Annotated in this window: 13 protein-coding genes and 1 rRNA gene; 11 read left to right on the plus strand and 3 right to left on the minus strand. The window is 38.4% G+C overall.

Translation table 11 applies throughout. The features are described from left to right. Positions 1 to 81: ribosomal RNA gene (gene rrf / locus ASE55_RS17390) — 5S ribosomal RNA — on the plus strand; the annotation flags it as partial. Between the two features lie 869 nt (positions 82 to 950). On the opposite strand, the gene ASE55_RS17395 is transcribed toward rrf, so the two are convergent. The 3 genes from ASE55_RS17395 to ASE55_RS17405 all read right to left on the minus strand — a co-directional run bounded on the left by ASE55_RS17395 (position 951) and on the right by ASE55_RS17405 (position 3,970). Continuing rightward, positions 951 to 2,510 (minus strand): Rne/Rng family ribonuclease, encoded by a 1,560-nt coding sequence (locus ASE55_RS17395; protein ID WP_056222652.1) that lies wholly within the window; start codon positions 2,508 to 2,510, stop codon positions 951 to 953. Between the two features lie 358 nt (positions 2,511 to 2,868). Further along, on the minus strand, positions 2,869 to 3,159 hold the full coding sequence (locus tag ASE55_RS17400; protein WP_027388329.1) for an HU family DNA-binding protein: 291 nt from the start codon (positions 3,157 to 3,159) through the stop codon (positions 2,869 to 2,871). A gap of 139 nt (positions 3,160 to 3,298) precedes the next feature. Next, positions 3,299 to 3,970, minus strand: coding sequence for a response regulator transcription factor (locus ASE55_RS17405; protein ID WP_056222655.1), 672 nt, complete (start codon positions 3,968 to 3,970; stop codon positions 3,299 to 3,301). Between the two features lie 175 nt (positions 3,971 to 4,145). On the opposite strand from ASE55_RS17405, the gene tssO reads away from it, so the two are divergent. The 10 genes from tssO to ASE55_RS17455 all read left to right on the plus strand — a co-directional run bounded on the left by tssO (position 4,146) and on the right by ASE55_RS17455 (position 16,987). Further along, on the plus strand, positions 4,146 to 4,682 hold the full coding sequence (tssO, locus tag ASE55_RS17410) for a type VI secretion system TssO (RefSeq protein WP_056222659.1): 537 nt from the start codon (positions 4,146 to 4,148) through the stop codon (positions 4,680 to 4,682). 11 nt (positions 4,683 to 4,693) lie between these two features. Next, positions 4,694 to 5,221 (plus strand): type VI secretion system transmembrane protein TssO, encoded by a 528-nt coding sequence (locus ASE55_RS17415; protein WP_056222662.1) that lies wholly within the window; start codon positions 4,694 to 4,696, stop codon positions 5,219 to 5,221. Positions 5,222 to 5,278: 57 nt separating this feature from the next. Continuing rightward, positions 5,279 to 6,187, plus strand: coding sequence for a PKD domain-containing protein (locus ASE55_RS17420; RefSeq protein ID WP_056222666.1), 909 nt, complete (start codon positions 5,279 to 5,281; stop codon positions 6,185 to 6,187). Between the two features lie 45 nt (positions 6,188 to 6,232). After that, positions 6,233 to 8,638, plus strand: coding sequence for a type VI secretion system protein TssR domain-containing protein (gene tssR, locus ASE55_RS17425; RefSeq protein ID WP_056222670.1), 2,406 nt, complete (start codon positions 6,233 to 6,235; stop codon positions 8,636 to 8,638). A 96-nt stretch (positions 8,639 to 8,734) separates the two neighbouring features. Continuing rightward, positions 8,735 to 9,238: a DUF4280 domain-containing protein gene (locus ASE55_RS17430; RefSeq protein ID WP_056222673.1), complete on the plus strand. Its 504-nt coding sequence runs from the start codon at positions 8,735 to 8,737 to the stop codon at positions 9,236 to 9,238. Between the two features lie 23 nt (positions 9,239 to 9,261). Further along, complete coding sequence (locus ASE55_RS17435; protein WP_056222676.1) at positions 9,262 to 12,402, plus strand: peptidoglycan DD-metalloendopeptidase family protein; 3,141 nt, start codon at positions 9,262 to 9,264, stop codon at positions 12,400 to 12,402. A 46-nt stretch (positions 12,403 to 12,448) separates the two neighbouring features. After that, positions 12,449 to 13,612: a hypothetical protein gene (locus ASE55_RS17440; protein ID WP_056222679.1), complete on the plus strand. Its 1,164-nt coding sequence runs from the start codon at positions 12,449 to 12,451 to the stop codon at positions 13,610 to 13,612. A gap of 21 nt (positions 13,613 to 13,633) precedes the next feature. Beyond that, on the plus strand, positions 13,634 to 14,113 hold the full coding sequence (locus ASE55_RS17445; protein ID WP_056222682.1) for a hypothetical protein: 480 nt from the start codon (positions 13,634 to 13,636) through the stop codon (positions 14,111 to 14,113). Positions 14,114 to 14,115: 2 nt separating this feature from the next. Beyond that, positions 14,116 to 14,391 carry a hypothetical protein gene (locus ASE55_RS17450; RefSeq protein WP_056222685.1) on the plus strand — a complete coding sequence of 92 codons (276 nt, stop codon included), beginning with the start codon at positions 14,116 to 14,118 and terminating at the stop codon, positions 14,389 to 14,391. Between the two features lie 331 nt (positions 14,392 to 14,722). After that, complete coding sequence (locus ASE55_RS17455; protein WP_056222688.1) at positions 14,723 to 16,987, plus strand: M23 family metallopeptidase; 2,265 nt, start codon at positions 14,723 to 14,725, stop codon at positions 16,985 to 16,987. The last annotated feature ends 43 nt before the right edge of the window (positions 16,988 to 17,030 follow it).

Genomic DNA, 17,030 nt, shown 5'->3' on the forward strand with positions numbered 1-17,030 from the left:
CTGTTCCCATTCCGAACACAGAAGTTAAGCCCACCAGCGCCGATGGTACTGCGAAAGCGGGAGAGTAGGTCGCCGCCAGTCTTTATTTTAAAACTCCTTCATTCCGATGAAGGAGTTTTTTTTGTTTAATACATACCGGCTGAATCTGCAATAATCAATTTTCAAACATCTCTCAACTCAGGATAATATTGATTCTAAAAATACCGACACAGAGATTAACACAACAGCATCAAGTGCTAGTAGCAAGCAATATATCTCATAGCTATGCTTAATTTTAAAGGCAATTATTCCCTATTTTTCATATCTAGCTTTCAGGCTTACTTCGTGTCACTAATAGTTTGTTTATAATAAAGCCTGAAGATTTTCCTAAATCAAATCTTGTAGAAAATTCTTTCCCTTTTGCTTAAACAATTTGGCTGTTGTATGTAGCTGCAGGAATTAGTATTCATTATCTAATCATATTCATACCAGATTCAGATTATTTTAAGTCTAATTTTCTTATGCATTCTATTTTATTTAACGTAAAAAATTAACAGCCGACTAATGGTTAATGAACCATTTAAAAAAGATATTACAGTTTATATAAACTTAAACCATATTCTAAATAATTTATTGAGCTGAAATCAGTGGAGAATCATAGTAGTGCACATTACTATCTGTACAAAGCAATCCTTATATGATATTTATTAACATACATATAAAGCAACTATAAATATACTCACATTCTGCAGAATGACTTTTTTCATGCGTTTTAAGGCTTAACTTCCTTCAGCTTAGATCTCGTGTAAATCTCAGATTAAGAGCTAAGAATGGTGCTTAATTGCATTAACAAGGTTGTAAAGATCGATGAAATTCCTGATATAAAGATTAGATCAAATAACAAAATCTTATATCAGTATACTTTAAGCATAAAAAAACCTCCAGAAAACTGAAGGTTTTGAAATTTTGTGTTAATTAGAATATCCTACCAATTCTTCTTTCTTGGAATTGTAAATTCTGTATTCTAAATATTTGAATGAGTCCCTCGGGACAACGGTTACCCATTTTTTATACTTCATAAACCACTTCATCTGGATGCTGTTAAAGCCTTTCGTAAGGTAAGCTTCCACAAAGGGATGAACGTGAAGATAAAGCTTTCCTTTTTCTTTCTGCATAATCGTTCTTAAGGCATCACCCATCCGCTCTACAATAACGATAGGCGCTACAATTTCTCCGTCTTTATTAGGATTTTCTTCCTTGGTGTCAATCTGTTTTTCGGGACGGTTTCTTTGTCTTGTAATCTGTATCAGTCCGAATTTACTTGGCGGAAGAATTTTATGACGTGCCTTATCGCGGGTCATTTCCTGTTTCAGATGTTCATACAGGTCTTTTCTGTGCTCCGGGTTGGTCATGTCAATAAAATCAATAACGATAATACCGCCCATATCACGGAGACGGAGCTGCCTGGCAATCTCTGTGGCCGCCATCATGTTTACTTTAAGCGCATGCTCTTTATTTACAGCCGTACCGGTAGTTATATTGTTCCCGGAATTGACATCCACTACATGTAATGCTTCAGTGTGTTCTATGACCAGATAAGCACCTTTTGAACTGGGAATGTTAACATGCTTCCCGAAGCTTTGTTTAAGCTGTTTTTCAACATTGTAATATTCCAGGAGCGGAATATGGGAATTGTGGAAATGGACTATGTTTTTTCTCTCGGGAGCAATTACTTCCACATAGTTTTTCATTTCTTCAACCATCTGTTCGTCATCACACGTAATGCTTACAAAATCCTGGTTGAAATTGTCTCTTAAAATTGCTGAAGCTTTGTCGTCTTCACTTAAAACCCTGGACGGAACTTTATTTTTCTGAATGTTCTTAAAAGTGCTTTCCCATTTCTGAATCAGCTGATTCATGTCATTATGAAGATCCGCTACTTTTTTACCTTCTGCCACCGTTCTTATGATCACACCGAATCCTTCAGGCTTGATACTCTCAATAAGGGTACGGAGCCTTTCTTTTTCTTCAAAGCTGTTTACTTTCTTAGAAATAGAAACTTTATTGTCGAATGGGATCAGAACCAAAAACCGGCCTGTTAAGGAAATCTGGGTAGAAATTCTCGGCCCTTTTGTAGAAATAGGCTCTTTGGTTATCTGCAGCAGGACAAGGTCATCTTTTGCAATCACCTTTTCTACGGTACCGTTTTTATTTATTTCGGGCTGGATTTCAAAATTCTTTAAGCTTGAAACGCTTTGTTTTTTGGAAATCGTATCTTTTAAAAACTTTTTGTAGGTAAGATATTGCGGTCCCAAATCCTGATAATGCAGGAAAGCGTCCTTTTCATATCCGATATTTACAAATGCGGCATTAAGATTAGGTGCCAGCTTTTTTACTTTTCCGATAAACAGATCTCCAACTATAAAATCGCTTTTGTCCTCTTGTTCATGAAGTTCACATAGTCTTCCGTCTTCCAGCAGTACAATCTTGGTAAGATTATCTTCATGCGAAACTATAAGTTCTTTCTTCATTTTTTTGTAAGATAAAAATTGTTAAGATGACAGGAAACCGTTCTGTTTTTCATTATATTAAATTTACACTTAAGATAAGAATTATATTGAACACAGCATATAATTTTGATAAAATATGCATTTTTTTCCGGTACATCTTATCGTTATAAAACAAATATAGTCGGTGAGCTTCTGAAATTTAAAACCACCAACTATATCATGTATATTGTAATCTCAGAAAAGGAGATTATTTTTTCTTGTGTCTGTTCGCTCTTCTCCTTTTCTTTCTTTTGTGAGTTGCAACCTTGTGTCTTTTTCTTTTCTTTCCGCTTGGCATAATTATAATTTTTTAGTAACTAGTTAATATTCAGTTAATGTTTTATTTTACGGTAACTTTCGTTTTTACTTTCTCCACAAAAGATTTTGATGGTTTAAAAGCGGGAATGTTATGAGCAGGGATTTCAATTGCAGTGTTCTTAGAGATGTTTCTTCCCGTTTTAGCTGCCCTTGTTTTAATGATAAAAGATCCAAATCCTCTCAGGTAAACGTTATCTCCATTATACATAGAAGTCCTGATTTCCTGCATAAAAGCCTCTACAACTTTCTGTGTCTCATTCTTTTCGGTTCCCAACTTATTTGAGATGGTGTTTACCAATTCTGCCTTTGTCATTTCCTTATTTTAATTTTAAATTTTAGGTGTGCAAATTTAGTTAAAAAAATTGAATATTAGCAAATTAGTGGTAAAATATTTTTTTATAAGAGGTTGAAAATTAATGTTTATTCTGTGTTAATCTCATATTAACTCACTTTTACATGCTGGAATTGTAATATCCGTGCTCCACACAGAAGCGGATCAGGTGAAGTTTCGTCTTCAGCCCCAGCTTTTCAGTAAGCCGGTTGATATACGTATCAATCGTTCTGGTACTGAGATTCAGTTTTTCCCCGATTTCTTTATTGCTGAAGCCTTCATAACAGAATTTCATCAGCAGGATCTCTGTCGGGGACAGTTCTTCCTGGCTCTTTTTCTGCCGGTCCATGTATTCCATTACCGCAAGGGGCTGCTGCTCCCATTCTTTGCTGTAACGGTCATAATCAAACCCGTCTGAGGCTATCTTTCCTTTAAAAATATCTTTAATGATATTGCTTTTCTTCTGGCAGTAGTAGATATTCTGAAGTTTTGAAAGGATTTCCGCCATATCTTCCTGATAAGTACCCGAATAGGTGATGATCGGGGTTTCCGGATTGCTTTTACGGATATATTTTATCGCTTCAATTCCGCTCAGTACCGGCATAAAGAGTTCTATGATAAATACATCTTCCTGTCTTCTGTAGTTTCTGCTGATCAGCTCATGGCCGTTGTTACAGTCATTCAGAAGCAGATGGAAGGGATTTTCGGTAAGGGTCTTGATCAGGATCTTTTTAAAATAAAAATCGCTGTCTGCTACAGAAAACCTCACAGTATTAGTTAATATTTTGCTCACTTTAATATCGATTTGGCAGATGATGATTAAAATTCAGATCACTAAATTATGAAAATAAGGCGAAAGTGAAAATTAAACTTACGATAATTGAAAAATAGTGGAAAATGACTGAAGAGTTAATTTTGTACATCAATTATTTTTTTATAATTTCACACACCAAACAAATCACAGATATATGTCTTCGAGCAGGGACAAAAAATTAAACAGGTCGGACGTTAGAATAGGCATTTGGAAGTTTATTCTGTCCTTTATCGTATTATCAGGTGTTTCCTTCATCTGTATATTTTTCTTTTTCAAAAGTTATGACATCCAGCGGGCAGGAATCAAAAAGGAAGCGGATAACTATCGTGAGCTGCTGACCAGAAGTGATCTTCTCAGGACGCATGTAGACAGTATCCTTTACCGGATGGACCAGCTTGATATCAACAGGGTGGAAAATGATATTATTTTGCAGAACTATATCATGGATAATATACAGGATGCCAAAAACATCATGGGGAAAGACAGTGCAGATAATTTCAAACATTACTCCATACTGATGAAACAGATCGGCCCGATGCTGGCCCTGAAAAACCAGATCATCATTGTTTCCAACAAAGAGCAGGTTGCTTTAAGAGGCCTGAACGAGTGTAAAGGAAAAATAGGGGTCATCAATACGGAGCTGAAAGTAGACCCTACCAGGAACTTTTCAGGAATCAGACGCAGAAGATAAAGACAAACACCATGCAGGGACAAATTACACTATCAAAAAAAGAAAGGCATTATCAGTTTTTATACCTGATCGCAATGCTTGTCGCAGCACTCCTTTTTCTGGGAATCCTGTTTTTAAAAGGTTTCGAATCGCCGTTTTCAGATGAAGACATTGTTTCCGTGCAGAATCTTGAAGAAAAAGCAAAATTCGACCAGAAACAGAAGCTTTCCTTTAAAACGCTGGACAGTACCTTTTCCATGATCAACAGACTGACAGACCAGCCTGTTGAGCCTTTCACAGAAAGCAATATCATCTATGGCACTAATGATGTGGCCAACTATTTTCAGAGCGGCGATAACATTAGCGATATCCGTAAAGATGCCTATCCGCAGATTGCGAAGTTTTACAAGATGTACTATGACGATAAAAAAATTATTTCAAGCAAAACCGAAAATATAAAAAATCTGGAAAGACAGGCTGAAGAATGCTCTATCGGTTTTAAAGAGAAGAAAAGCCAGCTTTTCCAGAAAGCAACCATGATGAAATCCAGAAATCAGTAACCGGCAGTTCATTAAGGCGCAGATTATATAAAACACATACCACACAATCATTTAACTATGAATTACTTTCAGAAAAACAAGAAGAACATTATTATCGGTGTTATTGCAACGTTGCTCATAGCAGCGTTGGTGGCATTATGGCTGCAGAAGAAGGTGATACACTCCGCAGACGATATTATTGGGGTTGTAAACCCGTCATCCCTTGCTGTTGGAGATACGCTTTTATTTGAGGATAAAACACAGTTTGCCAAAACCAAAAGATGGAACTTCGGAGACGGAACTACATCCGATAAAAGCAGCGGAATTCATTTTTACAGAAAACCGGGATATTACCAGGTAACACTGATTATCGATAATAAATATTCAAAATCTTTTCCGGTAATGGTTTCTGCGAGAAGCCTTCCGAAGCCTAAGGACAGCACCAGGATTAAAACGGTGATTGACGGGCCTTCCCAGGCCATGCAGTATATCAATGTACAGTTCCGTGCCATTTCAGATGCCAAACAGTTTACCTGGAGATTCGGGGAAACCGGGAATATCGATTCCAGAGAAAAACTGGCCTTTTACACTTATCAGAAGCCGGGTGATTATGTAGTTAAACTCTATACGGATGAAAATGAAGAACCTGTTTTGCACCAGATTAAGATTCTTCCGGCTTATGACGAACTGAAAGAAGAAGTAAGTGTAGAAGATGTTTATGCGAAAATTGACAACGATTTTAAAATGCACCTTCAGCAGATTGCCTATGGAAATGATTTCAATATGCACTATAACTATTTACTGAGGACTTATCTGTGTAATAATGAAAATACAGTGGTTAAAGTAAGCGACAGCAAGGTAAATAATTTTTATATGTACTGCGCAGGCCTTCAGTTTGATAAAAACACAATTATCCAGACGGTGAAAGTGAATTTTGATGATACCCAGAAGTGCGTAACCAAAGTTGATATTAACCAAAGCAAATAATTCCGTCCTGTTTCCAGGGCTTACCAATCATAAAAGATCAATAGGATGAAAAATAAATTTCCTCTAGCAGCATATTACATTGGAGTTTCGGTATTGCTGACAACAACAGCATGCCAGGTAAAGCTGCCGTCAAAAAGAACGCCGGAACCGTCCCAGTACGGACAGGTTGAAAATTCTCCGGTTGTCAACGGATTTCCCAAAAAGGCAGTGCCCTGGATTGCTATTTCAGACCGGTCCAGAAATACGGCCTATTTAGATAAAAATGATGAAAAATCATACAAGGAAGTTAAGTTTTTAGAGCCTTTAATGGTGCTGAAACACAGGGACGGGATGGTAAAGGTTGCCGAATATATTCCTGATGCCCTGATGAGGAAAGTATCGCCGAAACAGATTAAAACCTATGGCTGGATCCCGGAATCTGACCTGTTGCTGTGGAATAATTCTTTAAAAAGCGAAAAAACAGGATTTCCCGTTAAAGTTGCCGTAGTGCCCAACAACAGCGAAGTGATCAGAAGCTCTGAAAGGTATTATAAAAATGATTCCATCATGGTGTTCAATTCGCCGAGCCTTATTGAGCAGGCTGATGTGAAAATTCCTAACGGGCAGATTGTGTACATATACAAACAGGCCGAAAACAACAAGAGATTTCTGGTAGGGAAAAAGCCTTCCGTAGACATAGACAGCATCAGCACAAACCTGTACGGCTGGGTAAGTTCCAATGTGATTTCAGCATGGGGCGAGCGTTCTGCCGTTAAAATGAAAAACACCACAGGAATTACGGAAACTTCCCTGGGAATCCATGAAGGGTATCCCGGCGGAAATGATGCCGAAAACAGAACCGCCGTTTTCCTGACGGATGTGAACAAAAGAACACCGCTTGAAAATATTTTCCCGGTAAGCCTGCCGCTGTACGAACCGCCAGCTCCGGATTCCAAAACAAAATATTTCACGAACATCCTGGATTACAGCAAAAACTCTATTTTCAATGTTTTAGGGGAATCTATCTATTTTGACCGTTACCGGGAAATCACAGAAAGAAATAAAAAACTCAATATCGTTTTTACTTTGGATATCAGTGCTGCCAATGCACCGTATGCACCCATTGTAAAGTCTCTGCTTCAGGATCTCCAGCTTAGATTTGAAAAGCCGTCTTATTTCAACCAGATAAAATACGGAGTGGTTTTATATAAAAACAATTCCTGCGGAGACAATGTTGCAGTTTCTAATCTAAGTACGGATTACAACAAAATAACCACATTCATTGATCAGAAGACCAATGAAATGAACTGCCCGAGCAACAGCGGTAATCAGCCGGTGAATGAAGGCTTAACAGCTGCGGGTAATCTTCTGTCCAATGTCCCTGATGAAACCAATATTGTGGTAACGGTAGGAACTTCTGCCAACCAAAGCGGGAATATGTACGGGGTGATTAACTCTTTAACACAGGCCCAGGCAAGGTTGATTATGTTCCAGACCAGCGCACGGTCATCCGATACCTACAATGATTTTGTATTGATGGCAGAAAATGTGGTGACCAATACCGCAAAGAATATCGCCGAACTGAAAAAACAGAAGATCATCAATCAGAATGATGTCCTGACAAAAAATAATTTCAATCTGATTGAAGGGGATGAAGGTTTCTTCTCTTTAGACTATCCTAAACAGAGCATGTCCCAGGGATTCGTTATTTTCCCTAAAAAAGGGGATATTGCCACTCCGGGTTATCTTAAAAAGTCAGTGGACAGCCTGATCTCTCAGGTAACTCTGGACAATACCACCCTGGATAAATCTCTGGACGAATATTTCCATTCTTCCGTAGGGGCAGGCAAAACGGATGTTGATTTAAAGTACAAATACCTGTATCCCGGACTTACCAATCCGGTTCCCGCAGGAATTGCTGCACAGCTGATCAATTACGGAAGTCCGTTCCTGGTAAAAGGGTACATCCCGAAAGAACTGAAAGACTATAAACCGGGTCTGGAAAAAGGGATTCTTATTTCTGAAACGGAATATGACAACCTTAAACTCTTCTACACGGAAGTGTATCGGCAGACAGGTGCTGAAAGATTGGATTTTAAACAGGGAAGAGCGGTTAACGAATACATAAAACTGCTTAAAAAATATAACCCGACCCTGAAATTCCTTGATAAAAGCGAGCTTTACAAACAGCCGATGGCCTATGCAGTAGGAGTAAGTACAGGTTTTGATGTCACCGAAGAAGAACTGATGTCTAAATACATGCTGAGAGGCTGGAAAAAATCCAAGGTTGTTACCAATGAAACCGCAAGAACCTACTTCCGCCACTACAAAACGCTTGCAGACCGGATGCTGTCACACAGGAATGATCCTGCCGTGAAAATTGAGCAGAACGGACAGACGTTCTACTGGCTGAATGAATACTTTATGCCAACCCTGCTGCCCGTCGAACAGCCGGAATATACTCAACATTAATATCTTATCATATGACAAAGCGAAAATTTATTTTCGCTTTTTTTATTTTGTACGGGTAAATTTTTTATCTTTGGTAGTAACCCAAATTACAGTATTATGTCACAGCAATCATCACCTCATGACGGCAAACACTTCGTGGTACAGAAAGGCAAAGCCCAGTGTAACCAGGGTGACCAGTTCCCGCAGCACAAAGTGACTTCCCACCGGAAACATTTTTGGAATGACTCTGACGGCAATGCCGATTTTCTTGGAGTTACGGAAGATGACCTTCAGTTCAACCCCTCCGGTCCCAGCTTCGGAAAATGCAAGCTGAAGCCTTCTTCAGGCGGAAATTTACCGTGTTCTTACGCACCGGCAGGCAAATGGCAGAAAACCTATGATAAAGTAAAAATAACGGATAAAAAGATCGTCACCGAAGCTTCTGAACTCTTATGCACCGTCGGAGGTAAAATTACCATTAAAGACCATGGGCAGCGCGGGCAGATGAGTAAAAAGAATGTGAAAAATGCAGATTCTAAAAAGGTACAGCGCATCAATCCGCTGGTGAACATGCAGGATTTTAAAGAGACGGTTTTGGAAAGTGAACTGGACGCCTATTAATCTCATCCTAAAAAACACTTTTAATGTCAAAAAAAGGAGTTTCAGAAATAGCAGGGAATCCTACACCGAAAGTAGGAGAGAAAACTTTATATACCGTCACCGACTGGTATTCTTCAACACCTGCCAGCGACAGGAATCCGGCCTTGGTAACCTGGGAACTTTTCAAGAAGCGTTCTGACGGTAGCTTTACGACTACCAATATCAGGAAGAAAGGCGACGGAAATTTTACTTTCGGTGAAGTGGCTTCGAAAAATACCTACCGCCTGGAAGCGTATCTGCATGAGCCGGAAGGAAAAGGGACAACCACCCTGGATATTACCCCGCAGCCGGCAGAAATCCCAAGGATCAATAAAGTTGAGCTGTTTTATGTGGATGATTCCAAAGGAAGCGTATTCAGTTATACAGAAAAACTGGTTGCTAAGGCACAGTCGGTCAACCTCACCAATAAAAAGCTGGTTTTTACCCTTTGGGAAGATGATGCCGGAGGAAACGGACATCATGCCAAAAATCTGTTCATCGACAGCAAAGAAGCAATTGTTGACAGAACCGGAACGGCCACTGCTGAATTTGTTTTAACAAAAGCCTTAATGCAGAAAGCCCTGCAGGGAGAAAGAGACCCGAAAGAGCTGGAATTTTATGTTACAGTAGAATATTTTACAGACAGGAAACATGCCACAGGCAATGTGAATATCAATAATCCTTCACAGGTTCCGGCCACAAGACCTCAGACAAGGCCTCAATCCGGAAATACCGCATCGCCTCCTCCGGCTGCTCAATCTACTCATCAGCGCAATACACCTCCACGGGCACAGGACTCACCTGCAGAGGCGAAACCGCAGTCTCAAAAAGAAGAAAAGGGGATTGTTGATACGGTAACCGACTGGTGGAATAATCTTGAACTCTGGGACTGGGGAGAGTCACCTGGTACAATCAGCCCGGCACAGACCCCGACACAGCAGCCTGTGGGAGGACGAACAGTGAGCGTAGTACAGGATTCCGGCGTGGAAGATCTTTTAGATGCTTATTTTGCAAAAAAAGAATACACAAAACAGACAGGTGAAGTTGCTGGCAGTTTTGAATATACAATCGGAAGTGACGGAAACAGATCTGCGACAGCTGCAGAGAAAGAACGCATTGCCGGGATCATTCTCGGAAAACCCGCTGTAAAAGCATTGGCTGAGAAAAAAGAATATACCACCCTTGAAGCAATAAAAGCAGGATTAACCAAAGAAGTCTATAATAAAAATGAAAAGGTAACCTTTCAGACTTTTAAACTGGGTGCAGAACTGAAGAAAATAAGCAGTGCCCCGCTGGACACGAAACTGTATCTGGTAGCACGGACGGCGGGTCTGAACGGAAAACAGGCCACTTTGATCATCAAAGAAAAAGATGGTCTCCTAAAAGGTTCTGCAGGTACTGTTTTACCTGTTTTAGAAATTACTGAAGCTCAGATGGAGCAGGCTGCACCGGCCACAGGTGAAGTTCCGGGTACTGAGAAATCGCAGTTTACAGCAACCATAGAAAATGGTGTGGCAAAAGTTCCTATTCATCTCAGACCAAAATCTAATGACGAACTGAAAATTTGGAAAGACAAATTAACCAAAGGAAAAGAAGACGGAGAGTACACCTATAAATTTGGAGGCGACAACATTATTGCAGATGAAGACGCTAAAAAAAGGATTGCAGCAACAATCCTGAGAAATGCAAAAAATGGAAATTCAAACAACACCAGGATAGCTGAAGGGAAAGCTGCTTATGCAGATGACATCGTGGCAGCTCTTCAGATAAAAACATATAAAAAAGACGAAACGGTTACCTTTAAAGTATATAAAAAACAACCGGAATTACTTTTCATCCAGGCAAAAGCACAGGGCGAAAAACAACATGACAAGGAATTCCTGAAAGCTGACGGTGCTTATTTTGAAATTGCAAAAAAATGTCCCAGATGTGGGGTTTTGACAATGGAAGAATTGACCAGTATCTTTACAAACGCCACTGAAGAAAAGAAAAAAACGTTGATGGATGCATTCAACGGGGCCAATTCAAAATTAGGCCTTGATACCTGCCGTCAGAAAGCCCATTTTTTCGCTCAGGTAAGAGAAGAAGTGGGAACATCTATCAGTGTAAAAGATGGCGAAAATCTAAATTATGCTGCAGACGTGCTGTATAACGGAATTTGGGATGCAAGAGCCAACCGATATAGGGTTTTATTCAGCTATTATAATCATAACAGGGAAAGATCAGACAGAGACGGACGTACAGCCACGCACCCTTCTAATCCGGAAGCCATTGCAAATAATGCCTATGCCAACAGGAATGGTAACGGTGATGCTGCAAGCGGTGACGGATGGCGTTACAGAGGCAGAGGGATCATTCAGATTACAGGAAAGGATAAGTATGATAAAATTAATTCCCGCCTGACTTCTGATTATCCCGCATTCGGAATTACTATTGATGCAAATAATATCAATAATCTTAACGAGGGTACCGTAGCAAGTATGGCTTACTGGAAAGAGTACGGCTGTCAGAAAGAAGCGGATAAAGGAGTCGGAAGACCCAACCTTGATGCGATAGTAGATATTGTTAACCGCAATACGCCATCCCGTGATGACCGGTGGGGGCATCTGCAGAGTATGATTACTGTTTTTAAAGTTAATGAATGCAGCGGCGGTGAAGAATATTCTGCATGGCATCAGCCTTTAGATACCATGGTGTTGAGAGGTTGGTATTCAGAAACACAGTGGTCTCCAGGGAAAAGTGACTTTCATGGCAGAACAGGAGGGAAACATGACGGATTGGATCTTTATGCACCTGTAGGAACACCGATCTACGCTTCCATTGACGGAACAGTTACCTATCAGGAAGATCCGGGCGGATATGGACACCGGACTTTCCTGGAAGGAAATTATAAGGGCCAAAAATATTTTCTGATGTATTGTCACCTTTCAGAGTATGTTACAGGTGATGTAAAAGCCGGGGATCCTATCGGAAAAACCGGTCAGACAGGAAATGCCAGTGGCCAGGCTGCAAAGATGGCTCACTTACATTTTGAGGTCAGAAAAGAAAAAATGTCTAAACCGTCATTCAGCCCGCTTACAGAAATCCCGGAATTAGGAAGAGCCGTAAATGTTAATCCGGATCAAACAACCCAAACAGGAAATTAACATGATAAATTTAAAAATATTCTGCAGTATATTTCTCTTGGTATTCATGACGTCTTGTCAACAGAATAAGCAGGCTGACAAGAAAGTAATGCTCAGTAATGTGAAGAGCAATAGCGATATGTTAAAAAATATTCCTTCAAACCTGAAAATCGAAAAGGAAGAAAAAATCAATATTGATAATGATTCTGAAGAAGAATTAATTGTTACTGCAGTTGATTCAGTTTCTGAGAAATATTTTGAATACTGGTATAAAAAAGGAAATCTCATCCATGAATTTTCTTATCCGTTTGTTTCTGTTAATTATAAATGGTTTGCAGATGTAGACAATGATCATGAAAAAGAGATCATAAGAGCCCAGGGCTATGAAGATGGGATCGATTATGCAATTTATAAAGTGAAAGATAATGATGAGGTGGTACAACTGTATTTTAATCCGGGATTGAAGGACGACAGGTACGGAGATAAGAATTTTTGGGCTTATCCCAATGATATGCAGGAAATTATCATTGATCAGGATAAAAAACTACTGGTTTCATTAAACAATAACTACCCGAGAGATGATGAGCACACGATTCCCGATAATCAGCGGGAATTACCGTTTGTTTTTTTCAAAGGAAAAACAACGCAGCCGGACATGGAATTAAAAAACTTAAAGGCAACACAGAAAATTGATCTGCAAAATTTAATTAAAAGTGTTGCAAAAGGAAATTCAATGGAAAGTAAAACTTCTGCGGCTGTAGTTAAGCAAATCATACAGGATTTAGATGGTGACGGCATTAAAGACAAGATCGAAGTATATAAAAACACGTCTTTAAAAGATAAGTTTGATCAGGAACATTTCAGTTTACCGGTTAAAATTTTTAAAGGAACTGAAAGTGGCTTTAAACTCTGGAAAGAAAATAACAGTTTGGTATATTCTCCTGATAATACCTGTGTTTCCGAAGGTTTCAGTACTGTTGTTGTAAAAGATAATTATTTTACCATTGAAGCACAGACATGCTATGATTATAATGTCGTAGTGGATGGATTCATTACTTTTAAGGTAGAAAATAATGAAATTTATTTATATAAGTACGGAGAAGAATATTTTGATAAAAGCAATCATGATAAGGCGATACCTTCAAAAGTCTGGACTCAAAAAAAATTCAGTAAGGTTAACTTTCAGGATGTTAATGAATCATTCCTGAGAAAGCTTAAAAACAGTAATTAAAATATCATCAACTTTATTTTAATGAATAAATCAGTCTATCTTTTTCTTGTCATATTTACAAACTGTAAAGAAAGTAAAGCTTTTTCGAAACCTGTTGTAACGGCTGAAGTTAAAGATACCTTAATCTCGAAAACACCGGTTCAGAAAGACATTTACATTAATAAAGAATTTTTTGCCGGTGATGAGCTGACTGATGTAGAAACCTTTAAAACGGCTAAGACAGGTATTGATAGCCTGAGCTACAGTATTTATAAAGAGAGAAATACCAAAAACTATATTTTTTCTTTAGAGAAATTTTTAAAGAACGATGATGTCGAAAAATACAGAATTACAGACACGGTCAATCTCAAATCAGCCGATTTTACGGTACATGCAGAAACTGTAGGAAATAGCAAAATCCTGTTATTAAAATCAAATCAAAAATTACTTAAAAAGTGGACTTTTGAAACCAATACCAATACACTTCACAGTGGATCGGCAATTTTTCAGGCAGCTTTTTAAGGATGAAAAAAGAATCAGGAGATCCCCGCAGCAAAGGGATGATCAATATTCAGATTCAGAAAAATTCTGTCGGTTTTCAGCTTGACAGTTATGTTGAAAATACTAAAAAAGACCTTATTATTTTACGTGAAAAGGATAATGAAATTGTTCTCTCTGAAAAAACTAATAAAAATTCTACATTTATAATGACAAAAAAAAATAAAAAATACTTTCTTAAAAGTAACTTTATCAATAAAACCGTTGGTGAAAATGGTACGTATGAATTGTTTAAACAGTAACTGATTCAAACCTGAATTAAGAATGATATACATTTTATGACTGTGCATTTTATACTTTCTGGTGATACTTTACAAAGTACTGCTGAGCAGATCAATCCCGAAAAAAGTCGTTTTATTATCATATTCCTTGAAATGGATAAAAATGAGTTCACCAAACATATTTTGTCAGGCTTTTGGCGGTTGATGAAATTTCCTATAATTTAAGTGGGAATTTGTATTTATTTTGAGAAAAAATCAAATATAAATTATTAAATTGATAATGTTTAAATATCCAAACATTTGCTTTATTATTACAGGAGTATAGAGAAAACCAGGATTTAAAATTTCTGCCATGTCAAAAAAAGGAGTTTCACAAATAGCAGGGAATCTTGCGCCAAAAGTAGGAGAGAAGACTTTATATACCGTCACAGACTGGTATTCTTCAACACCTGCCAGCGACAGGAATCCGGCTTTGGTAACTTGGGAACTGTTCAAAAAGCGTTCTGACGGAAGTTTTACGACTACCAATATCAGAAAAAAAGGTGACGGAAATTTTACTTTTGGTGAAGTGGCTTCGAAAAATACTTACCGCCTGGAAGCTTATCTGTATGAGCCGGAAGGAAAAGGGGCTACTACCCTGGATATTACCCCGCAGCCGGCAGAAATCCCCAGGATCAATAAGGTTGAGCTGTTTTATGTGGATGATTCTAAAGGAGCTGTATTCAGCTATACGGAAAAACTGGTTGCTAAAGCACAGTCGGTCAACCTCACCAATAAAAAACTGGTTTTTACGCTTTGGGAAGATGATGCCGGGGGAGATGGACATCATGCCAAAAATCTGTTCATCGACAGCAAAGAGGCAATCGTTGACAGGACCGGAACGGCTACTGCTGAATTTGTTTTAACAAAAGCCTTAATGCAGAAAGCCATGCAGGGAGAAAGAGACTCGAAAGAGCTGGAATTTTATGTTACGGTAGAATACTACAAAAATAAAAAACATGCTACCCGAAATACCGAAATAGCAAACCCGGGTTATAAACCGCCGGCAGCGCCATCCAGACCTCCGGCAGTACCACGAAGCAATCCCCGGACACCTGTTCAGCCTTCAGGAACCGCTCCCAAAGCCAACGGTTCACCGGCAGCTCAGAAACCTCCGTCCCGGAAAGAAGAAAAAGGGATTGTTGATACGGTAACCGACTGGTGGAATAATCTTGAACTTTGGGACTGGGGAGAATCCAGAGGTACCGTAAAACCGGATCAGAAACCTACCGCGCAGAAGCCGGATGGTAAGACGGTGAGTGTAGCTCAAGGCGAAAATAAAAGCACATGTTTATGTAAAGAAACAAAATTATATTGGGGGAAGCATTTTAGCTGCCAAGAGAGAAAGAAAATTATTCAAATTTCTAATAGGTTACGATGTAAACCAGATTATTTAACATCTGCAATGGCCTTAGAAACAGGGGGGACGTTTAACCCCGCTGTAGTTAATAGTTTAGGATATACAGGTCTGATACAAATTGGGAGTACAGCTGCCACTGATATTAATAGAAGAAAAGGTACTAATATCACTGCAGGGAAAAATGGTAATTTAAAGAATATGAGTAAGCTTGAACAACTCACTTATGTAGAATATTACTTAGAGCCGTATAAGGGAAAGTTAAATACCCTTGCAGACTTTTATCTTGCTATTTTAATGCCTGTAGATTGTGGAAAAGGCGCAGATAGAAATCATGTAGTTTTTGATAAGAATATTGAATTAGATTACAGAAAGAATGGTGAGGTTATAAAAAATACCAAATGGATAAGACAAAAAGCATATTCACAAAATCCAGCATTTTTTAAAGAAGGTAAAAATGAAAATGGAAGAACTTATGTATGGGAAATTGCTGAAGAAATAGAAAAATGGTATAATAGAGGAGAGGCAAATGCAGAAACAACTTTTTCTTGTCAAAATTCTGCTGAACCAGTTAAAGTTCAGGAGCAAAATGGGAATTGGCATGATCCGGTTGATAATCCGAGACTTACAAAATATAATTATTCTGGTAATATAAAACCCTCAAGTGGAACATATGGATGGTGCAGACGAAATGCAAATGGTTCAAAAAAGTATCATTCAGGATTTGACTTTTTTGCAATACCGGGAAAAGATAAAGTTTATGCAACTCTAAAAGGAAATATTCATCAAGTTAGATATTCTGCCACGGCAGGTTGGATTGTAAGAATTAAAATTCAGAATGTAAAAGATTTATTAGAACAAGAGAAGAAAGTAAATTATAAAATACAATTTACAGATGAATTAAAAGGGATCAATATAAAAGAAACAGATGATGTTTATTTTATCTATATGCATTTAGATAGTGTTTTGGTAACAGAGGCTGATGCTACGGCTAATAAAGAGGTAGATGCCGGAACTGTTCTGGGATATGCCGGAGTTTCAGGATCAATTGCAAGTGGAGGAAGAGCACCACATTTACATCTTGAAGTAGCTACTGTTTTAGATGCCTATGGAAAAGGAGAGTCTGTAAGAACAAACCCGGCAAGATTTGTGAAATTAAATTCCTATGATACCAAAGATCAGGATGAAGCGGCAAAAAATCAACACATTTATAAAAAATAAATATGAATAATTATTCTAGAAAATTACTATTATTACAGGTTTT

The sequence above is a fragment of the Chryseobacterium sp. Leaf201 genome, assembly GCF_001421435.1.
Taxonomy (GTDB): domain Bacteria; phylum Bacteroidota; class Bacteroidia; order Flavobacteriales; family Weeksellaceae; genus Chryseobacterium.